This is a genomic window from Streptomyces sp. Y1 (genome assembly GCF_041053115.1).
GTDB lineage: Bacteria > Actinomycetota > Actinomycetes > Streptomycetales > Streptomycetaceae > Kitasatospora > Kitasatospora rubellomurina.
The window spans coordinates 2,384,899-2,403,051 of the sequence record NZ_CP163445.1; the positions used below are offsets into that span (position 1 = coordinate 2,384,899).

The following is an 18,153-nucleotide window of genomic DNA, read 5'->3' on the forward strand; positions in this document are numbered from 1 at the left end:
CCGGATGAAGCTCCCCCGCTGGCCCCGCCGGGTCTTCGCCCAGCTGCTGCTCAGCCAGACCGTCGTCACGGTCGGCGTCACCGCCGTGACCGCCGGCCTGTTCCTGGCCCCGGTGAGCAACGAGCTGGACCACGACGCGATGCAGCGCGCGCTGTCGATCGCCCAGGCCACCGCCACCGACGAGGCGATCGCCCGCGCCGCCGAGGCCCGCGACTCGGCGACGGTGCAGCGCAACGCCGAGCAGATCCGGCTGGCCACCGGCGCCAGCTTCGTCGTGGTCACCGACCTGGCCGGGATCCGGCTCTCGCACACCGACCCGGGCCGGATCGGCCACCGGGTCAGCACCGACCCGGAGCCCGCCCTCAGCGGCCGCAGCGTCACCGCGATCCAGGACGGCACGCTCGGCCGCACCGCGCGCGGCAAGGTGCCGCTGCGCACGGCGGACGGCCGGATCGTCGGCGAGGTGTCGGTCGGCATCAGCGACGACTCGATCCGCCGCCGGCTGCTGAAGATGCTCACCGGCATCCTGCTGTGCGCGGGCGCCGGCCTGGCCGCCGGCACCGTCGCCACGCTCGCGCTGGCCCGCCGGCTGAAGCGCCGCACCCACAACATCGCGCTGGCCGACATCGCGGCGCTGCTGGTCGAGCGGGAGGCGATGCTGCACGGCATCCGCGAGGGCATGGTCGCGCTGGACGAGCACGGCCGGGTCCGGATCGCCAACGACGAGGCCGTCCGGCTGCTCGGCCTGCCCGAGGACAGCACCGGCCGCCCGATCACCGAGGTGCTGCCGCCGGGCCGACTGGCGGACGTGCTGACCGGGCGGATCACCGGCACCGACCTGCCGGCCGTCCGGGACGACCGGGTGCTGGTGGTGAACCGGATGGCGACGGCCGGGCACGGCGCCGTCGTCACCCTCCGCGACCGGACGGAACTGGAGTCCCTGGTCCGCGAGTTGGACACCACCCGCAGCCTCACCGAGGCGCTGCGGGCGCAGGACCACGAGCACGCCAACCGGATGCACACCCTGCTCGGGCTGCTGGAGCTGGGCCGGCACGAGCAGGCGGTGGCGTTCATCTCGGAGCAGTCCGGCTCGCACGCCGTGGTGGCCGGCCGGATCGCCGAACAGGTGCGGGACCCGCACGTCGCGGCGCTGCTGGCCGGCAAGACGGCGGTGGCCGCCGAGCGCGGCGTGCGGCTGCTGCTCGCCCCGGCGGCGCACCTGCCGGACGCGGTGGTGGACGCGCGGGCGCTGGTGACGGTGCTCGGCAACCTGATCGACAACTCGGTGGACGCGGTGGAAGGGGGCGGCCGGGTGGAGGTCAGCCTGGCGGCGGCCGGCTCCACCCTGCTGCTGCAGGTCGCGGACAGCGGCCCCGGCGTGCCGGAGGAGCTGCGCGAGCAGGTCTTCGAGGAGGGGTGGACCAGCAAGGACGCGCCCGCGCACCGGCCGCGCGGGCTGGGCCTGGCGATGGTGCGGCGGCTGGTCGAACGGACCGGCGGCCGGATCGTGCTCGACGCGGGGCCGCTCGGCGGCGCCCGGTTCACCGTCGAGCTGCCCGAGGCCCTGCTCACCACTCAGCTCGTGGAGGCGTGATGATCGACGTACTCGTGGTGGACGACGACTTCCGGGTCGCCGACGTGCACGCCGCGTACGTGGCCAAGGTGCCGGGCTTCCGGGTGACCGGCACCGCGCACTCGGCCGGGGAGGCGCTGGCCGCGCTGGAGCACCGCCCGGTGGACCTGCTGCTGCTCGACCACCACCTGCCGGACGAGACCGGCCTGGCGCTGGTGCGCCGGCTGCGGGAGCGGCAGGTGTCCTGCGACGTGATGATGGTGACCGCCGCCCGGGACGTCTCCACGGTGCACGCCGCGATGCAGCACGGCGCGCTGCAGTACCTGGTCAAGCCGTTCACCTTCGCCGGGCTGCGGGAGAAGCTGGTGGCGTACGCGCAGCTGCGGCACGCGCTGGCCGCCCCCGCCCGGGAGGCCGGCCAGGACGAGGTGGACCGGCTGTTCGCGACCCTGCGCAGCGCCGCCGCCCCGACCGGCCCGCTGCCCAAGGGCCACTCGGCACCCACCACCGACCTGGTGCTCGGGGTGCTGCGGCGGGCGGGCCGGCCGCTGTCCGCCCAGGAGGTCGCCGACGCCACCGGCCTGAGCCGCTCGACGGCGCAGCGCTACCTCAAGCAGCTGGAGCGGGACAGCCGGCTGCGGCTGACCCTGCGCTACGGCGACACCGGCCGCCCGGAGCACCGCTACGGTCTGGCCGTTCGGCGCTAGACACGGGGGAACCCCGGCGGCCCCAGGACCGCCGGGGTTCCCCGAGGCGCGGCGCTCAGGCCGCGCCCGCACCGGTGAGGGCCCGCACCTCCAGTTCGGCGAAGCGGTCCGCGTCGGCGGGCTCGGGCGAGGTGACGGTGCCGAGCCAGCCGGCCAGGAAGCCGAGCGGGATGGAGACGATCCCGGGGTTCTCCAGCGGGAACCAGTGGAAGTCGATGCCCGGGAAGAGCGCCACCTTCGTCCCGGAGACGACCGGTGAGAAGAACACCAGCACGATCGCCGGAACGAGCCCGCCGTACACCGACCAGACCGCGCCGCGGGCGGTGAACCGCGACCAGAACAGGCTGTACAGCAGCACCGGCAGGTTCGCGGAGGCGGCCACCGCGAAGGCCAGGCCGACCAGGAAGGCGACGTTCAGCTGCTGGGCGAAGAGGCTGATCGCGATCGCGGCCGCGCCGATCCCGACCGCCGAGATCCGCGCCACCCGGACCTCCTCGCGCTCGCTGACCGCGTCGGCGTCGGCGCTCTCCTCGGCGGCCGGCGCCTCGGCCGAGCGGGTGCCGGGCACCGCGCCGCGCCGCAACACCGCGCCGCGCCGCAGCAGCGGGCGGTGGCGGGGGCGGCCGCGCCAGGCCCCGGCCCAGATGTCGTGGGCGAAGGCCGCCGAGGAGGCCAGGGTCAGCCCGGCGACCACGGCGAGGATGGTGGCGAAGGCGATCGCCGAGATCAGGGCGAACAGCACCACGCCGCCGGTGCTGCCGTTGCCGCCGCCGAGCACCAGGGCGAGCAGCGGGACGGCGGTGTTCCCGGCCGAGTTGGCGTGCCGGACCTCGGCCGAGCCGATCAGCGCGGTGGCGCCGAGGCCGAGCACGATGGCCATCAGGTAGAAGCCGCCGACCAGCCCGATCGCCCACATCGTGGAGCGGCGGGCGGCCCGCGCGGTGGGCACGGTGTAGAAGCGGGACAGGATGTGCGGCAGGCCGGCGGTGCCCAGCACCAGGGCGAGGCCCAGGCTGAAGAAGTCCAGCCGGCTGGTGAAGGTGGCGCCGTACTTGAGGCCCGGTTCGAGGTAGCGGTGGCCGGCACCGCTGTGCTGCGCGGCCTGGCGCATCAGCGCGAACAGGTCCCCGTGGAAGCGCGCCACCAGCAGCACGGTGAGCAGCACCGAGCCGGCGATCAGCAGGAAGGCCTTGACGATCTGGATCCAGGTGGTGGCCTTCATCCCGCCGACCGTGACGTAGACGATCATCAGCGCGCCGACCGCGATGATCGCCCAGGTGCGGGCCCCGGAGCTGTTGGTGCCGAGCAGCAGGGCGACCAGCGAGCCGGCGCCGACCATCTGGGCGACCAGGTAGAGCAGGGTCACGACGACGCTGGCACCGCCCGCCGCGGCCCGGACCTTGCGCCGGCGCAGCCGCAGCGCGAGGACGTCGGCGAGGGTGTACCGGCCGGCGTTGCGGACGAGTTCGGCGACCAGCATCAGCACGACCAGCCAGGCGACCAGGAAGCCGATGCTGTAGAGCACGCCGTCGTAGCCGTACAGGGCGATCAGCCCGGCGACGCCGAGGAAGGACGCGGCGGAGAGGTAGTCGCCGGAGAGCGCGAAGCCGTTCTGCAGCGGGGTGAAGCCGCGGCCGCCGGCGTAGAAGTCCTCGGCGGCGTCGCCCCGGCGGCCGACCCACAGGGTGATGCCGAGGGTGACCAGGACGATGACCGCGAACAGGACGATCGCGAGGTCGTGGTGGTCGCCCGTGGGCGCGACGGGCGGCGGGGTGGCGGTGCTGGTCACCGCGGTCGCGGCGCTCACCGGAGCTGGTCCTGGGTGTCCCAGCGCAGGCCGAGCGCGGCGCGGTCGCGCTTGGTCCGGGCGTTGCGGGCGTAGAGCCAGGTGAGCAGGAAGGTGGTGACGAACTGCAGCAGGCCGAGCAGCCAGGCGACGTTGAGCGGGCCGGCCACCGCGGTGCGCATCAGGTCGGGGGCGGCGGCCTGCGCGGCGACGTACAGCAGGAACCAGCCGAGGAAGGCGCCGCTGACCGGGAAGACGAAGGTGCGGTAGCCGCGGCGGATGTCCTGGAAGGCCGCGCTGGCCTGGACGGCCCGGTAGACCTCGGTGCTGTCGGGGCCGGCGGCGGCCGCCGGGGCCGGCTCGACCAGGGGCGCCGACGCGGGCGCGGGCACCGGCGCCGGTACGGGCGCGGTCGCCGGGAGCGGCGCCGACAGCGGCGCGGCCGGGAGCGGTAGGTCCGACAGCGGTACGGCCGGGAGCGGTACGGCCGGCGGGGCGGCGGCGGCCGGCCGGTCGGGTGCCGCCGGACGGGCGGGCGGCTGCTGCGCCGGTACCGCCGTTCGGCGGTGCGCGGCCGAGGGGTCGGACGCGCTGGCGGCGGCCGGAGCGGCCCACCAGTCGAATCGCTGCCCCTGCCCGGGACTGCTCGTCTGCTGCTGTGGCACTGCTGCTCCTGGACCGGCCGGACGTTCTGACCCGAACCATGATGGAGGCCCCCGGAGACCGTCTCCGACCATCGCCGACACCTTCACCCGATGAGGTGGTCGATGATCTGACGGACACCCATCGGACTACTGCTGCGTACCGGTGATTCCGTGCCGGAACGCGTACGCGACGGCCTGCGCCCGGTCCCGGACGGCGGTCTTGGCGAACAGGTTGTTGATGTGCGTCTTCACGGTCGCCGGGCTGACGAACAGCCGCTGGGCGATCTCGGTGTTGGACAGCCCCTGGGCGATCAGGGCCAGCACCTCGGCCTCCCGCGCGGTCAGCCCGTCCGGCAGCTCCGCCGGCCCGGCGGCGGGCCGCCCGACGGCCGGCGCCGGCTCGGCCGGCTGCTCCGAAAGCCTTTCCAGCAGCCGGAGTTGGATCTGCGGCGAGAGCCCGGCCGCGCCCGCCCGGACGTCCGCGATGGCCTTGGCGATCTCCTCGCCGCCGGCGTCCTTGGTGAGGTAGCCGCGCGCGCCGGCCTGCAGCGCGGGGAACAGCGACTCGTCGTCGGCGTAGGTGGTGAGCACCACGACCTCGGTGCCCGGGTGCGCGGCGCGGATCCGCCGGGTGGCTTCCACGCCGTCGACCCGCGGCATCCGCAGGTCCATCAGCACCACGTCCGGGTGATGCCGCTCCACCAGGGCGACGGCCTCCTCCCCGTCCGCGGCCGCGCCGACCACCTCGATGCCGGGCAGCAGCCCCAGCAGCATCACGATGCCCTCGCGCACCACGGTCTGGTCGTCCGCCACCAGCACCCTGGTGACCGCTCCACCGGTCATGCCGGCACCCGCAGCAGCACGCGCCACCCTCCGTCCTCCGGGCCCGCCAGCAGGGTGCCGCCGAGCAGTTCCGCGCGTTCGCGCATCCCGAGCAGACCGTACCCGCTGCCGCTGGTGGCCAGCTCACCGGACGACTCCCCGCGCGGCGCCCGGCTGTTGCGCACCTCGAGCTCCACCGCGCCGTCCAGGTAGCGCAGTTCGACCGAGCAGCGGGCGCCCGGCGCGTGCTTGCGGACGTTGGTGACCGCCTCCTGCGCGGTGCGCCGCACCGCGAGGGCCGGCTCGGCGGCGAGCGGCCGGGGCGTGCCGGTGACGGTGAGCACGGCCCGCTCCCGCCCGGTCAGCTCGACCAGGAACTCCCCGACCGGTGTGAACTCGCCGCGCAGCGCGGACAGCGCCTGCCGGGTCTCGGCCAGCCCGTCCTGCGCCATCCGCCGCGCGGCGACGACCCGTTCGCGGATCTGCTCGCGGTCCGTCCCGGCGTCCAGCATCAGCCGGGCGGCCTCCAGGTGGACGAGCTGCGCGGAGAGGCTGTGGGCGAGCACGTCGTGGATCTCCCGGGCGATCCGGGCCCGTTCGGCGAGCGCGGCGCTCTCCGCCTCGGCGGCCCGGGCGGCGCGCTCCTGGGCGAGCAGCCGGCGGGCGGTGCCGCGCGCCTCGGTGTCCAGCCGGAGCAGGAAGCCGAGCAGGACGACCCCGCCGATGGTGGCGGCGATGCTGAGCCAACTCGCCCAGGAGGCCGCGGTGTACGAGCCCAGCGCGGCCGTCGCGGTGAGCAGCGCGGGCGCCGGCGGCAGCCGGACGAGGGCGATCACGGCCAGCCCGATCCACAGCAGGTCGGCGAGCGTGTAGGCCCGCCCCCAGTCGGCCACCCCGGCGGCGCCGACCAGGGCGGCGCCCAGCAGGTAGGAAACGGTCGGGCGCTGTGCCCGGGTGGCCCGGAGGTAGAGGGTGCACAGGGCGGCGGACGCGGCCAGTCCGCCCGCCGCGGCCGCCACCGCCCAGCCGGTGTACTTCCCGTTCGCGAAGGTCCCCCAGCCGACGACGGCCAGCAGGACGATCCGCCCGAGCACCGTGAGGACCCGGCGCGGTCGGCTCTCGGCCTCGCGCTCCAGGCCCTCCCGGGACGGCCAGCGGGTCCAGTACCACCCGGCCACGGATGCCTCCTCGGTGCTCACGGCGTCGGATCAGCGCAGGACGGCGGTGGCCTGCGCGGGCTCCAGCGACCGGGCCCTCCAGTTCACCACGAGCGAGCGGACCAGCAGCAGGACCGCCATGCCGAGCATCAGCGAGCTCCCCGCCTGGTGGACGCCCAGGGCCGAGCCGACCGCGTAGATCCCGATCCGGACGGCGATCATCCCACCCCAGGCGGCCAGGGTGGCCTTGGTGCCCTTGACCAGGACGGTGCCGTCCGCGTCCCGCCAGATCCGGACGGTCCAGCCCCAGACCGACCCCATCGCGAGCACGGAGACCAGCCCGGCGGCCAACAACCCGGCCGACAGCGCGGTGTGCTGGTGGTCGATGATCTGCGGGTCGCGCAGCGCGATCACCCCGAGGACCAGCGGCAGCACCCAGAAGCGGCGCTCCCCGTCCAGGCGCTGGACGCGCATCTGCCGCTGGACCACCAGGACCACCACCGCGGCGATCACAACGATGTTGACGAGACCAGTCATCGGATTTCCCCGTCCCGAGGAGAGGCGTGTTGCTGACCTCTCCGACGCTACGGATCCGGCGCTCGCCGCTGATCGGAGCCGGGGTGGACCGCAGGTGGACCCGCGGACGCGAGGGCCCTCCACCCACGGGTGGAGGGCCCTCGAAACGCCGGCGTCAGGCGTCGATGCGCGAACGGTCCAGGGTGGCCGCCGAGTCGACGATGAACTCCTTGCGCGGGGCGACGTCGTTGCCCATCAGCAGGTCGAAGATCCGCTCGGCCTGCTCCAGGTCGCCCAGGTTGATCCGGCGCAGGGTGCGGTGGCGCGGGTCCATGGTGGTCTCGGCCAGCTGGTCGGCGTCCATCTCGCCGAGGCCCTTGTAGCGCTGCACCGGCTCCTTCCAGCGCAGGTTCTTGCGCTGGAACTCCAGCAGGGTGGAGCGCAGTTCGGCGTCGGAGTAGGTGTAGTGGTACTTCTCCTGGCCGCGCTTGGGGCTGGTCAGCTCGATCCGGTGCAGCGGCGGCACCGCGGCGAAGACCCGGCCCTGCTCGACCATCGGCCGCATGTAGCGGTGGAAGAGGGTGAGCAGCAGGGTGCGGATGTGCGAACCGTCGACGTCGGCGTCGGCCATGAAGATGACCCGGCCGTAGCGGGCCTGGTCGATGTCGAAGGTGCGGCCCGAACCGGCCCCTATCACCTGGATGATCGCGGCGCACTCGGCGTTCTTGAGCATGTCGCTCACCGAGGCCTTCTGCACGTTGAGGATCTTGCCGCGGATCGGCAGCAGCGCCTGGAACTCGGAGTTGCGGGCGAGCTTGGCGGTGCCGAGCGCGGAGTCGCCCTCGACGATGAACAGTTCGCTGCGGTCGACGTCGTCGCTGCGGCAGTCGGCCAGCTTGGCGGGCAGCGAGCTGGTCTCCAGCGCGGTCTTGCGGCGCTGGGCCTCCTTGTGCTGCCGGGCGGCGACCCGGGTGCGGGCGGCCGCGACGACCTTCTCCATGACGGCCCGGGCCTGGAGCTTCTGGTCCTTCTTGGCCGAACCGAGGAAGGCCTTCAGCTCCTTGGCGACGACCGCGGCGACGATCCGGTTGGCCGCCGAGGTGCCGAGCACCTCCTTGGTCTGGCCCTCGAACTGCGGCTCGGCGAGCCGGACGGTGACGACGGCGGTGAGGCCCTCGGTGGCGTCGTCCTTGGTGATGTCGTCCTCGGCGACGCGCAGCAGCTTGGCCGCGCGCAGCGCCTCGTTGACGGTCTTGGCCAGCGAGCGCTCGAAGCCGGTGACGTGGGTGCCGCCCTTGGGGGTGGCGATGATGTTGACGAAGGAGCGCAGGGTGGTGTCGTAACCGGTGCCCCAGCGCAGCGCGATGTCCACGCCGAGCTGGCGGGTGACCTCGGTGGGCGTCATGTGGCCGAGCTCGTCCAGGACGGGCACGGTCTCCTTGAAGGTGCCCTCGCCGTGCAGCCGCAGCACGTCGCAGACCGGCTTGTCGGGGGCGAGGAACTCGCAGAACTCGGCGATGCCGCCGTCGTAGTGGAAGACCGACTCCTCGACCTGCTCGCTCTCGGTGAGCCGCTCGTCGCGCACGACGATGGTCAGGCCGGGGACGAGGAAGGCCGTCTGCCGGGCGCGGTTGTGCAGGTTCTCCAGGGAGAGCTTGGCGTCCTTGAGGAAGATCTGCCGGTCGGCCCAGTAGCGGATCCGGGTGCCGGTGCGGGTCTTGGGGACCTTGCGGGTCTTGCCGAGTCCGTTGGCGGGCTCGAACGGCGCGTCCGGGCCGGCCTCGGTGAAGATGCCGGGGGTGCCGCGGCGGAAGCTGATCGCGTGGGTGTGGCCGTTGCGGTCGACCTCGACGTCCAGGCGCGCGGAGAGCGCGTTGACCACCGAGGCGCCCACGCCGTGCAGACCGCCGGAGGCCGCGTACGAGCCGCCGCCGAACTTGCCGCCGGCGTGCAGCTTGGTCATCACGACCTCGACGCCGGAGAGCCCGGTCTTGGGCTCGACGTCGACCGGGATGCCGCGCCCGTTGTCGCGGACCTCGACCGAGGAGTCGGGGTGCAGCAGGACCTCGATGCGGTCGCAGTAGCCGCCGAGCGCCTCGTCGACGGAGTTGTCGATGATCTCCCAGAGGCAGTGCATCAGGCCGCGGCTGTCCGTCGAGCCGATGTACATGCCGGGGCGCTTGCGGACCGCCTCCAGACCCTCCAGGACGAGCAGGTGCCGCGCGGTGTAGTTGGAACCGTCGTCGCCGGCCAGCAGCGCGGACGGCACGGTCGTTTCGGCACTCACGCGGCACTCTCCTCGGTGAAGTTCTGTCTCATCGGTCACATCCGGACGCATCCGGACCGTCCGCCAGTGCAGCACGCCGCACCGACATCCGTCGCCCAGTGTGCTCGCACCCCTCCGCTGGGTGCGTGGCACGGCGGGCCGGCCCCGCGCGGCTTGTACGCGCTGCGCGAACAAGGACCGCGCCCGGGTGCGGGCCCCGGGGGCGCCATCTCCTCCCGGTAGCACCGGTCCTGGCGGATCGTGGGGCCCGGCGCAGGCTCCGGAACTGCTGTGATGCAGGCTACCGGGGCCCGGGACGGGGCTTATGCTCCAACCCGGCAGAGGATTATGCTACGCGGACCTCGCACCCGGTCCCGATCGGGCGTTCGAGCCGCGGTCCGCTCCCGGGATCCGGTACGCATGAACCACCGGCGCCCGGGGCACCTCCTCATCAACACAGCAGAATCCTCAGAGAAGAAAAGCCACGAGCGGGAACGTTTTCGACCTGGTTGGATGTTGACCCTGGTACGACAGCTCGTCGAGCTAGAGAAGAGGCGACGTGACTACTGTTCTGACCCCTGCGAGCCCGCTCACCGCGGCTGACCGCTGCGACCGCTGCGGCGCCCAGGCCTACCTGCGCGTCGTCCTCGCAAGCGGCGGCGAGCTGCTCTTCTGCGCCCACCACGGCCGGAAGTTCGAGCCCGAGCTCAAGAAGATCGCCGTGGAGATACAGGACGAGAGCGGCCGCCTGACCAGCACCACCACCGCGACGGCCGCCGACGACGAGCGCTGATCCCGGGCGCCGCACCAGCAGACAACGTCGAGCTGTGTCCGGTCGCACACCACGTGCGACCGGTGAGCCGGGCGAACGACCCCTTCGGGGGCCGTTCGCCCGGCTCCGTCGTTTCCCCCGCGTTCGACCGGCCCCACCCGACGCGACGTCAGAACGTGACCGCCCGGTCACGGATCCGGGAGGGGCGCCGGCCCCCGGGCGTCACAGCGCCGAGCGGACCTTGTCCGTGACCGAGGAGATCCGGGTGTAGACGCCGGGGTGGGCCGCCTCGGCGCAGCCCGTCCCCCAGGACACCAGGCCGACCAGCCGGCCCTCGACCACCAGCGGGCCGCCGCTGTCGCCCTGGCAGGCGTCCTTCCCGCCCTTCTCCTCGCCCGCGCAGACCATCCCCCGGGCGTCGAACTTGCCGTCCGGCCCGCCCGGGTAGGCGTGCGCGCAGGTCTGGTCCGCGATCATCGACACCTCGACACCGCGAAGCACCGGAGAGTAGTCGCCCCGCCCGGTGGTGTCGCCCCAGCCGTAGACCTGCGCCCGCGTCCCGGGCGCGTACGGCGCGCTCTCCCCCTGGCCGATCAGATCGATCACCGGCCGGTCGCCCTGCGACTCGGTGAGCGTGAGCACCGCGACGTCGTTCATGTTCGCGGAGAACGAGTAGTCGGGGTGGACCCACACCGACCGCACCGAGACCTCCCGGCCGGCCGAGCCGCGCATGTCGTCCCGGCCGACGATCACCTGCAGGCCGGGCCGGTCCACCCGGGTGCCCCGGGACTCGTCGTAGAAGCAGTGCGCGGCCGTCACCACCTTGGTCGGGGTGACCAGCACTCCCCCGCAGAACTGGCCGGAGTGACCGCTGCCGAACTGCTGGCGGCTGGAGAGCGCCACCATCCACGGGTGGTCGGCGGTGCTCACGGCGTCGCCCCCGACCACCCGGCGCTGCGCCTCGGCCGGGCCGGCCGTGCCGAGCGCGAGCAGCGGGACGGGCACGGCGGCCAGCAGCGCCAGCACGGCGGCCCGGCGGCGCCGCCGCCCGTCACGGGAGGTGCCGCCGTCCGGGCGGGTCGGGGCGGGGGTCGGCAGGTCAGCGCGGTCCACGTCGGGCAGCACCGTGAGGCTCCAGTCGCTCGGCAGCAGGCAACCGGCACAGCGTAGGTGATCGACTACGCTGGGCGACCGCTTACCGGCGCGCCTCCACCCGGACGGGCGACAAGCGCCACTCGGACGCTGACGAACCGGGCCGTCCGGGCCCGTCCGGCAGATCCCCCGGACGGGCCCGGACAGCCCGAGGGCCCGGAACCGTACGGTTCCGGGCCCTCGGGTGACGCTGTGCGGCCGATCAGTCCAGGTAGTCGCGCAGCACCTGGGAGCGCGACGGGTGGCGCAGCTTCGACATGGTCTTCGACTCGATCTGGCGGATGCGCTCACGGGTGACCCCGTACACCTTGCCGATCTCGTCGAGCGTCTTCGGCTGACCGTCGGTCAGGCCGAAGCGCATTGAGACCACGCCGGCCTCGCGCTCGGAGAGGGTGTCCAGCACCGAGTGCAGCTGCTCCTGGAGCAGCGTGAAGGAGACCGCGTCGGCCGGGACGACCGCCTCGGAGTCCTCGATCAGGTCACCGAACTCGCTGTCGCCGTCCTCGCCCAGCGGGGTGTGCAGCGAGATCGGCTCGCGGCCGTACTTCTGGACCTCGATGACCTTCTCGGGGGTCATGTCGAGTTCCTTGGCCAGCTCCTCCGGGGTGGGCTCGCGGCCCAGGTCCTGGAGCATCTGGCGCTGGACGCGGGCCAGCTTGTTGATGACCTCGACCATGTGCACCGGGATGCGGATGGTGCGGGCCTGGTCGGCCATGGCGCGGGTGATCGCCTGCCGGATCCACCAGGTCGCGTAGGTCGAGAACTTGTAGCCCTTGGTGTAGTCGAACTTCTCGACCGCACGGATCAGACCGAGGTTGCCCTCCTGGATCAGGTCCAGGAACAGCATGCCGCGGCCGGTGTAGCGCTTGGCCAGCGAGACCACCAGGCGGAGGTTGGCCTCCAGCAGGTGGTTCTTGGCCCGGCGGCCGTCCTCGGCGATGATCTCCAGCTCGCGCTTGAGCTTGGGGGCGAGCTTGTCGGCGGCCGAGAGCTTGTCCTCGGCGAACAGGCCGGCCTCGATGCGCTTGGCGAGCTCGACCTCCTGCTCGGCGTTGAGCAGCGGGACCTTGCCGATCTGCTTCAGGTAGTCCTTGACCGGGTCGGCGGTGGCACCGGCGACGGCGACCTGCTGGGCCGGCGCGTCGTCCTCGTCGTCGTCGGAGAGGACGAAGCCCTGCGACTCCTCCTCGGGCTCCGCCTCCTCGCCCGCCTTGTCGCCGGGCAGCGCGACGTCCTCGAGCAGCTCGTCCTCGCCAATGAGCTCCTCGTCGCCCTTGGCGGCCTTGCCGGCGGCGGTCTTCTTGGCGGCGGTCTTCTTGGCCGGCGCGGCGGTCTTCTTGGCGGCGGCCTTCTTGGCCGGGGCGGCCTTCTTCGCCACGGCCGCCTTCACCTCGGTGACGACGGTGGCCGTCGCCTCGGTGGTGATCTCGGCGGAGACCGTGGGGGCCGGCGCGGCGGCGGCCGCGACGGCCGGAGCCGCGACGGGCGCGCCGGGCGCGATGCGCACGGGCGGCTTGGTCGGGGCCGCGGGGGCGGCCGGGGTCCGGGTGGTGACAGCCTTGGTGGCGGTGCGCTTGGTGGGGCTCTTGGCAGCAACGCTCTTGCGCTTGGCGCCGGCCGGCTCGGCCGCGCTGACCATGAGGTCCACCCCCTCCTCAATCAGCACCTGGTTGAGGCTGCGCATGACGTTCTTCCACTTGGTGACCGGGATCTGGTCCGCCTCGAACGCCTGGCGCACGTCGTCACCGGCGATCTGCCCCTGGGCCTTGCCCCGTTCGATGAGCGCCAGCAGAGCTGCGGACTCGGCGATCTCGGGGGGAAGCGAACGGGATGTGCTGGCCGACACGAACAACCTCTCGGACGATGAGTGGACTCGAACCCGTACCGGCCGCCCGAGCGGGCGGGGAAGGAGATCGCGTGCCTGGGCGCGCGCTGTCGATTCCGACCGACTCGGGCTTGAGGACTGGGGTCTACGGGACGGCAGCAGCGCCGCGGACCAACACAGCGTTCTGACGTGTTGGCGTTATTCCGGAGCTGCTTCCGCTCAGGACACATCGCTGCTACTCGTCAAGTGTTACGCATGGCCTTCGTGTCGCGGGTCACACCCCTCGGGTGCCCGCGGCCACGGGGCCGGAGTCCATCATCGCGCACTCGCGCCGGAAGCCGTCGGCACGGACGCCACCGCACACGCCGCCGACCGCCGCGGCCGTTCCGACCGGGTCCGCGCCCCCGCCCGCACAGGGGCCCTCCGGCGGCACCGCGCGGGCGACCGGAGGGCCCCGGGGCACGCCCCGCCTCGCGGCGGGGCCATCGGGACAGCGGCGGGGAGCAGGGGTGGGGACGGACGGGGCGGGCTGCACACGGCGCCTCCGCGCACCGGACCGGCCCGCTCAGTGCTCCCGGGGGGCGGGGACGGACGGCTCGATCTCCGGGTGGACGGTGAGCAGCGCCCGCATCGCGGCCTCACCGGCGGTGCCGTCGCCGGCGCCCAGCGCGTCCACCAGCCGGGCGTGCAGGCCGACCGAGGACTCGGAGGGCCGCTCGCAGGAGATCGCCGGGCCGCCGGACACCTGCAGCGCGCAGGAGACGATCCCCGACAGGTGCTCCAGCATCCGGTTGCCGGCCATCTGCAGGATCAGCCCGTGCAGCTCGGCGTCGGCCCGGGTGTAGGTGGACAGGTCGGCCTGGGCGGCGGCGTGGCCCATGATCTCGACCAGCTCGACCAGCCGCTGCTGGACGTCCTCCCGGCCGTGGCCTGCGGCGAGCCGGGCGGCCAGCGGCTCGATCGCCCAGCGCAGCTCGAACAGCTCCCGGCGCTGCTCGTCCCGCTGCGGGCCGAAGGCGCGCCACTCGATGATGTCCGGGTCCAGCAGGTTCCAGTCGCCGACCGGGCGGACCCGGGTGCCGACGTTCGGGCGGGCGCTGACCAGGCCCTTGGCCTCCAGCACCCGCAGCGACTCGCGGACGACGGTGCGGGAGACCTCGAAGCGCTGGCCGATCTCCTCGGGGACCAGCGGGCGGTCGGCGCCCAGGTCACCGGAGACGATCATCTGGCCGAGCTGCTGGACCAGCTGGCCGTGCAGGCCGCGGCCGCGGCTGCTGGTGGTCTTGCGGCCGACCCGGGAGAGCTCGGACTCGGCGCCCTCCCAGCGGGGCGCCGGCGGGGTCGGCCGGTCGGCGTAGGAGAAGCGGTCCAGCTCGCCGGAGCCGATCGGCCCTTCGGCGGAACGGGCGGGGGTCATGGTGGGGTGCGCAAGGGTGTTCACGCCTCCTTTGTCGGCGATCGGCGGGCGCAGCTTGAGAATTCTCGTGAAAAGCACACGAAAGGGTGATCGACCGTGACTGGATCATTGACTTCTTATCGGGAAGAACCGCGCATTGCGGTCACTGCTGGTCGATCTTGCTAGTTCGGGGTGCCGAAGGCCTCCGGCGGGCCGGCCCACGGGTCGGCTCGCGGGCCGGGTCAGAGTGCCCGGCGGCGGGCCTGCACCAGCAGGGCGGCGAGCAACAGCAGGGCGGCCGGCGCCGCCACCGCCGCCAGCAGCGCCGGATCGGTCAGCGCCGCGCCCCCGGCCGCCGCCCCGCGCGTGCCGCCGTACACCCAGCCGTACGCCCACTCGATGCCGGACTGGAACGGCAGCAGCTCGGCCGCCCGCCCCGGCCACGGCCGGCCCGTCCGGCGCAGCAGCAGGGCCACGCCGGACTCCAGCAGCGGCGGCAGCGCGCACAGCAGCAGGACCCCGGCCGCGGCGCTGCGGGTCAGCGAGGCGGTCAGCACCCCGGTCCAGGCCGCCACCACGGTCAGCAGGACGAAGGCCAGCAGGGCGGCCGGCACGCCGTGCCCGGCCACCAGCGCCACCGGGGCGAAGGCCCCCGGCAGGTCGTCCAGCCCGGACAGGCCGGCGCCGCCCAGCGCCTCGGACACCCGGGCCGACAGCGCGCCGGGCTCCGCCCAGGCCGCCACCGTCACGCCGGCCGGCAGCGCCAGGTGCACGGCCACCGTGTCCAGCAGCAGCGTGGCCAGCGCCAGCAGCGCCGCCACCGGGCCGACCACCAGCAGCTTGGCCAGCAGCAGCCGAACCCGGCGCGGGTACGCCACCTGCGAAGCCGGCAGCCCCGGGTGGCGCACCTCGTGCCCGTACGACAGCGCGCCCAGCACGCCCGCCCCGAGCGCCGCGAACGGCAGCGGGATCAGCGGGACGGCGGCGGTCAGCAGCCGCACCCCGGCCGGGGCGGCCAGCGGGCCGGACGGCGTCTGGCTCGCCAGCACGGCGGCCACGGCGGCGTCGCCGACCAGCACGGCGGCGAGCAGCAGCCAGGTGGAACGCAGGCCGCGCAGCCGGCGCAGCTCGTAGGCCAGGACACGCACGGTTCACTCGCTCCGGTGGTCGTCGGGGGTGGCGGGCAGGGCGGGGCGGGCGGGGCGGCTCAGCCGGACGGTGTCGTCGGTGAGCAGGTCGGCCGCACTGGTCCGGCGGCCGACCGCCCCGGACCGGACGGGGTGCGGCCGCTCGCCGGGGCCGTCGCGGAAGAGCCGCTCCACACCGACCGCGGGGGCGACCTGCTCCTCCCGGCGCGGGGTGGCGCCGAGCAGCGCGCGGGCGCCGCCGACGGCCGCCACCGGAACGACGGGCAGGGCGGGGGCGGACGGCCGGCCCGGTTCCCGCCGCGGCTCCTCGGACGGCTGCCCGGGCTGCTCCTCGGGCTGCTCCCCGGACTGTTCCTGGGACGGGGCCGCGTGCTGGACCCGCAGGTGCCCGGAGCGGCCCGAGGCGACCGGCAGGGCGGCCCGGGGCACCGGCTGCTCGACCACCCGGTCGGCCAGCTCGTGCAGCAGGATGCCGTTGCGGTAGGCGAGCTCACCGATCTCGGTGCGGTCGAGGCCCGCCACCGCGAGACCCACGCTGCCGTCCCGGCGCACCTCGGCGCCCTGGCCGACCAGCAGGTCCGCCAGCCGGGCCATCTGCGGCCCCCGAACGGCCACTTCGGGGCTGAGCCTGGTCCGGCGGAACTCCGTCACCGGCTGGTCGGCCACCAGCCGGCCCCGGTCCAGGGTGATCACCCGGTCCGCGAGCTGCGCGGCCTCCTGCGGGGTGCGGGTGGTCGCCAGGACCGTCCCGCCGGCGACGGCGAACGAGCGCAGGAAGGAGTGGAACCACTCGACGTTGCGCGGGGACAGCCCCACGGTCGGCGCGTCGAGCAGCAGCGCGGACGGGTCCCCGAGCAGGGCGGCCGCCAGGGCCAGCCGGCGGTGCATGCCCGGGGAGAAGGTGCGCAGCCGCTGCCCGGCGACGGCGGCGAGCCGGGTCTGCTCCAGCAGTTCGTCGGCCCTCCGGGCGGGGACGCCGACCGCCGCCGCGAGCATCCGCAGGTGGCCGCGCGCCGTGCGCCCCGGGTGCCCGGCGACCGCCACGGCGCCCTCCCCCGGCCCCGGCAGCAGCACGCCGACCTCGCGCTCGGGCCGCCGCAGCCGGCGGTAGGTGCGGCCACCGAAGAGCGTGACGCCCTGGCCGCGTTCGAGTTCGAGCATCAGCCGCAGGGCGGTGGTCTTGCCCGCCTCCTCGGCGCCGAGCAGGGCCGTGACCATGCCGGGCCGGACGTCGAAGGTCAGGTCGAGCACGGCGGGCGGGGCGCCCTTGCGGTAGACCTTGGTCAGTCCGGTGCTCTGGATCATTGCTGGCTGCTCCCATGCCCTCGGCCGGTCCGCTGGACGCGCGGCGCCCCCGGCGGGCCGGCGTGCCCGCACGGCCTCGCGCCAGCACATTAGGGGTCGGCGGGGGCTATTCCGGGCATTACGGCGACGGCGCGGGCCGGGCGGCCGTCCGGCTCACCCGATCAGGGGACAATCCGATCCTGCGATTCCCGCCCGGGGTAGGGGGTTCGGCCGGGCGACGCCTGCCGGGCGCGGGCGCCCGATCAGCCGGGCTCAGGACTCCGGGCGCAGCATGGGCGGGTTGAGCACGGTCGCGCCGCCGGCGGTGAACAGCTGGGCCGGGCGGCCGCCCTGACGGGTCGTGGTGCCACCGGAGGGCAGCAGGAAGCCGGGGGTGCCGGTCACCTTGCGGTGGAAGTTCCGCGGGTCCAGCACGACGCCCCAGACCGCCTCGTAGACCCGGCGCAGCTCGCCGACGGTGAATTCGGTCGGGCAGAAGGCGGTGGCCAGCGAGGAGTACTCGATCTTGGAGCGGGCGCGTTCGACGCCGTCCGCGAGGATCAGGCCGTGGTCGAAGGCGAGCGGGACGCCGTCTGCCGGGCCCTGGCCGAGGAGCTCGCCGACCGGGGCCCAGCGGGCGCTGCTGGCGTCGCCGCCGGCCCGGGGCGTCGGCAGGTCGGGGGCGAGCACCAGGTAGGCGACGCTGACCACGCGCATCCGGGGGTCGCGCTGCGGGTGCCCGTAGGTGGCCAGCTGCTCCAGGTGGGCGCCCGCGGTGGCCGGGCCGACCGCCTCGTGGCCGGGAGCGGAGTGGGCGCGCAGGCCGGTCTCCTCGGCGAGCTCCCGGGAGGCGGCCTCGGCCAGGCCCTCGTCCGGGCGGACGAAGCCGCCGGGCAGCGCCCAGTACCCCTGGAACGGCGGCTCGCCCCGTCTGACCAGCAGGGCGCAGAGCGAGTGGTCGCGCACCGTCAGCACCACCAGGTCAACCGTGACAGCGAAGGGGGGGAAGGCCGACGGATCGTAGCGCGACATGGCGACGATCATAGTCGTCTCTCTGACGATAAGGACAGGCCCGCGAACGGGCCGCGCGGCACCGGCGCCCCGC

15 protein-coding genes are annotated in these 18,153 nt (G+C 74.3%); 3 read left to right on the top strand and 12 right to left on the bottom strand.

Going from position 1 to position 18,153, the window contains the following annotated elements:
* Positions 1-4 precede the first annotated feature (4 nt).
* Both AB2U05_RS09980 and AB2U05_RS09985 read left to right on the top strand, forming a co-directional pair.
* Positions 5-1,594, top strand: coding sequence for an ATP-binding protein (locus AB2U05_RS09980; RefSeq protein WP_369183051.1), 1,590 nt, complete (start codon positions 5-7; stop codon positions 1,592-1,594).
* Positions 1,594-2,280: a response regulator gene (locus AB2U05_RS09985; RefSeq protein ID WP_369183052.1), complete on the top strand. Its 687-nt coding sequence runs from the start codon at positions 1,594-1,596 to the stop codon at positions 2,278-2,280. Before AB2U05_RS09980 ends, AB2U05_RS09985 begins: the two co-directional genes overlap by 1 nt.
* A gap of 55 nt (positions 2,281-2,335) precedes the next feature.
* Here the strand turns inward: AB2U05_RS09985 and AB2U05_RS09990 are convergent, their stop codons facing one another.
* From AB2U05_RS09990 to AB2U05_RS10015, 6 genes are all read right to left on the bottom strand, one after another.
* Positions 2,336-4,087, bottom strand: a complete 1,752-nt coding sequence (locus tag AB2U05_RS09990; protein WP_369183053.1) for a cation acetate symporter — start codon at positions 4,085-4,087, stop codon at positions 2,336-2,338.
* On the bottom strand, positions 4,084-4,731 hold the full coding sequence (locus tag AB2U05_RS09995) for a DUF485 domain-containing protein (protein ID WP_369183054.1): 648 nt from the start codon (positions 4,729-4,731) through the stop codon (positions 4,084-4,086). Before AB2U05_RS09995 ends, AB2U05_RS09990 begins: the two co-directional genes overlap by 4 nt.
* A gap of 126 nt (positions 4,732-4,857) precedes the next feature.
* Entirely contained in the window at positions 4,858-5,553 is a 696-nt protein-coding gene (locus tag AB2U05_RS10000; protein WP_045698918.1) for a response regulator transcription factor, read from the bottom strand.
* The gene (locus tag AB2U05_RS10005) at positions 5,550-6,710 is read right to left on the bottom strand and encodes a sensor histidine kinase (RefSeq protein WP_045698916.1); all 1,161 of its coding nucleotides are present in this window, start codon (positions 6,708-6,710) and stop codon (positions 5,550-5,552) included. The genes AB2U05_RS10000 and AB2U05_RS10005 overlap by 4 nt, the downstream gene beginning before the upstream one ends.
* A gap of 30 nt (positions 6,711-6,740) precedes the next feature.
* Positions 6,741-7,226 carry a DUF1453 family protein gene (locus AB2U05_RS10010; protein WP_045698914.1) on the bottom strand — a complete coding sequence of 162 codons (486 nt, stop codon included), beginning with the start codon at positions 7,224-7,226 and terminating at the stop codon, positions 6,741-6,743.
* Between the two features lie 154 nt (positions 7,227-7,380).
* The gene (locus tag AB2U05_RS10015; RefSeq protein WP_369183055.1) at positions 7,381-9,492 is read right to left on the bottom strand and encodes a type IIA DNA topoisomerase subunit B; all 2,112 of its coding nucleotides are present in this window, start codon (positions 9,490-9,492) and stop codon (positions 7,381-7,383) included.
* A gap of 538 nt (positions 9,493-10,030) precedes the next feature.
* On the opposite strand from AB2U05_RS10015, the gene AB2U05_RS10020 reads away from it, so the two are divergent.
* Positions 10,031-10,264 carry a hypothetical protein gene (locus tag AB2U05_RS10020; RefSeq protein ID WP_045698911.1) on the top strand — a complete coding sequence of 78 codons (234 nt, stop codon included), beginning with the start codon at positions 10,031-10,033 and terminating at the stop codon, positions 10,262-10,264.
* 201 nt (positions 10,265-10,465) lie between these two features.
* On the opposite strand, the gene AB2U05_RS10025 is transcribed toward AB2U05_RS10020, so the two are convergent.
* From AB2U05_RS10025 to AB2U05_RS10050, 6 genes are all read right to left on the bottom strand, one after another.
* Positions 10,466-11,356, bottom strand: coding sequence for a trypsin-like serine protease (locus AB2U05_RS10025; protein ID WP_369183056.1), 891 nt, complete (start codon positions 11,354-11,356; stop codon positions 10,466-10,468).
* Between the two features lie 241 nt (positions 11,357-11,597).
* Positions 11,598-13,241: an RNA polymerase sigma factor gene (locus AB2U05_RS10030; protein WP_369183057.1), complete on the bottom strand. Its 1,644-nt coding sequence runs from the start codon at positions 13,239-13,241 to the stop codon at positions 11,598-11,600.
* A gap of 544 nt (positions 13,242-13,785) precedes the next feature.
* Positions 13,786-14,715, bottom strand: coding sequence for a FadR/GntR family transcriptional regulator (locus AB2U05_RS10035; protein WP_045698907.1), 930 nt, complete (start codon positions 14,713-14,715; stop codon positions 13,786-13,788).
* A 143-nt stretch (positions 14,716-14,858) separates the two neighbouring features.
* Positions 14,859-15,764: an ABC transporter permease gene (locus AB2U05_RS10040; protein WP_045708378.1), complete on the bottom strand. Its 906-nt coding sequence runs from the start codon at positions 15,762-15,764 to the stop codon at positions 14,859-14,861.
* A gap of 3 nt (positions 15,765-15,767) precedes the next feature.
* The gene (locus AB2U05_RS10045) at positions 15,768-17,069 is read right to left on the bottom strand and encodes an ATP-binding cassette domain-containing protein (RefSeq protein ID WP_369183058.1); all 1,302 of its coding nucleotides are present in this window, start codon (positions 17,067-17,069) and stop codon (positions 15,768-15,770) included.
* Between the two features lie 252 nt (positions 17,070-17,321).
* Positions 17,322-18,080 (bottom strand): NUDIX domain-containing protein, encoded by a 759-nt coding sequence (locus AB2U05_RS10050; RefSeq protein ID WP_045698903.1) that lies wholly within the window; start codon positions 18,078-18,080, stop codon positions 17,322-17,324.
* Positions 18,081-18,153: the final 73 nt, after the last annotated feature.

Excerpts from the sequence above, each read along its gene's own strand:
- AB2U05_RS09980 (WP_369183051.1), top strand. The coding sequence starts at position 5 with ATGAAGCTCCCCCGCTGGCCCCGCCGGGTCTTCGCCCAGCTGCTGCTC.
- AB2U05_RS09985 (WP_369183052.1), top strand. The coding sequence starts at position 1,594 with ATGATCGACGTACTCGTGGTGGACGACGACTTCCGGGTCGCCGACGTG.
- AB2U05_RS10000 (WP_045698918.1), bottom strand. The coding sequence starts at position 5,553 with ATGACCGGTGGAGCGGTCACCAGGGTGCTGGTGGCGGACGACCAGACC.
- AB2U05_RS10010 (WP_045698914.1), bottom strand. The coding sequence starts at position 7,226 with ATGACTGGTCTCGTCAACATCGTTGTGATCGCCGCGGTGGTGGTCCTG.
- AB2U05_RS10045 (WP_369183058.1), bottom strand. The coding sequence starts at position 17,069 with ATGATCCAGAGCACCGGACTGACCAAGGTCTACCGCAAGGGCGCCCCG.
- AB2U05_RS10050 (WP_045698903.1), bottom strand. The coding sequence starts at position 18,080 with ATGTCGCGCTACGATCCGTCGGCCTTCCCCCCCTTCGCTGTCACGGTT.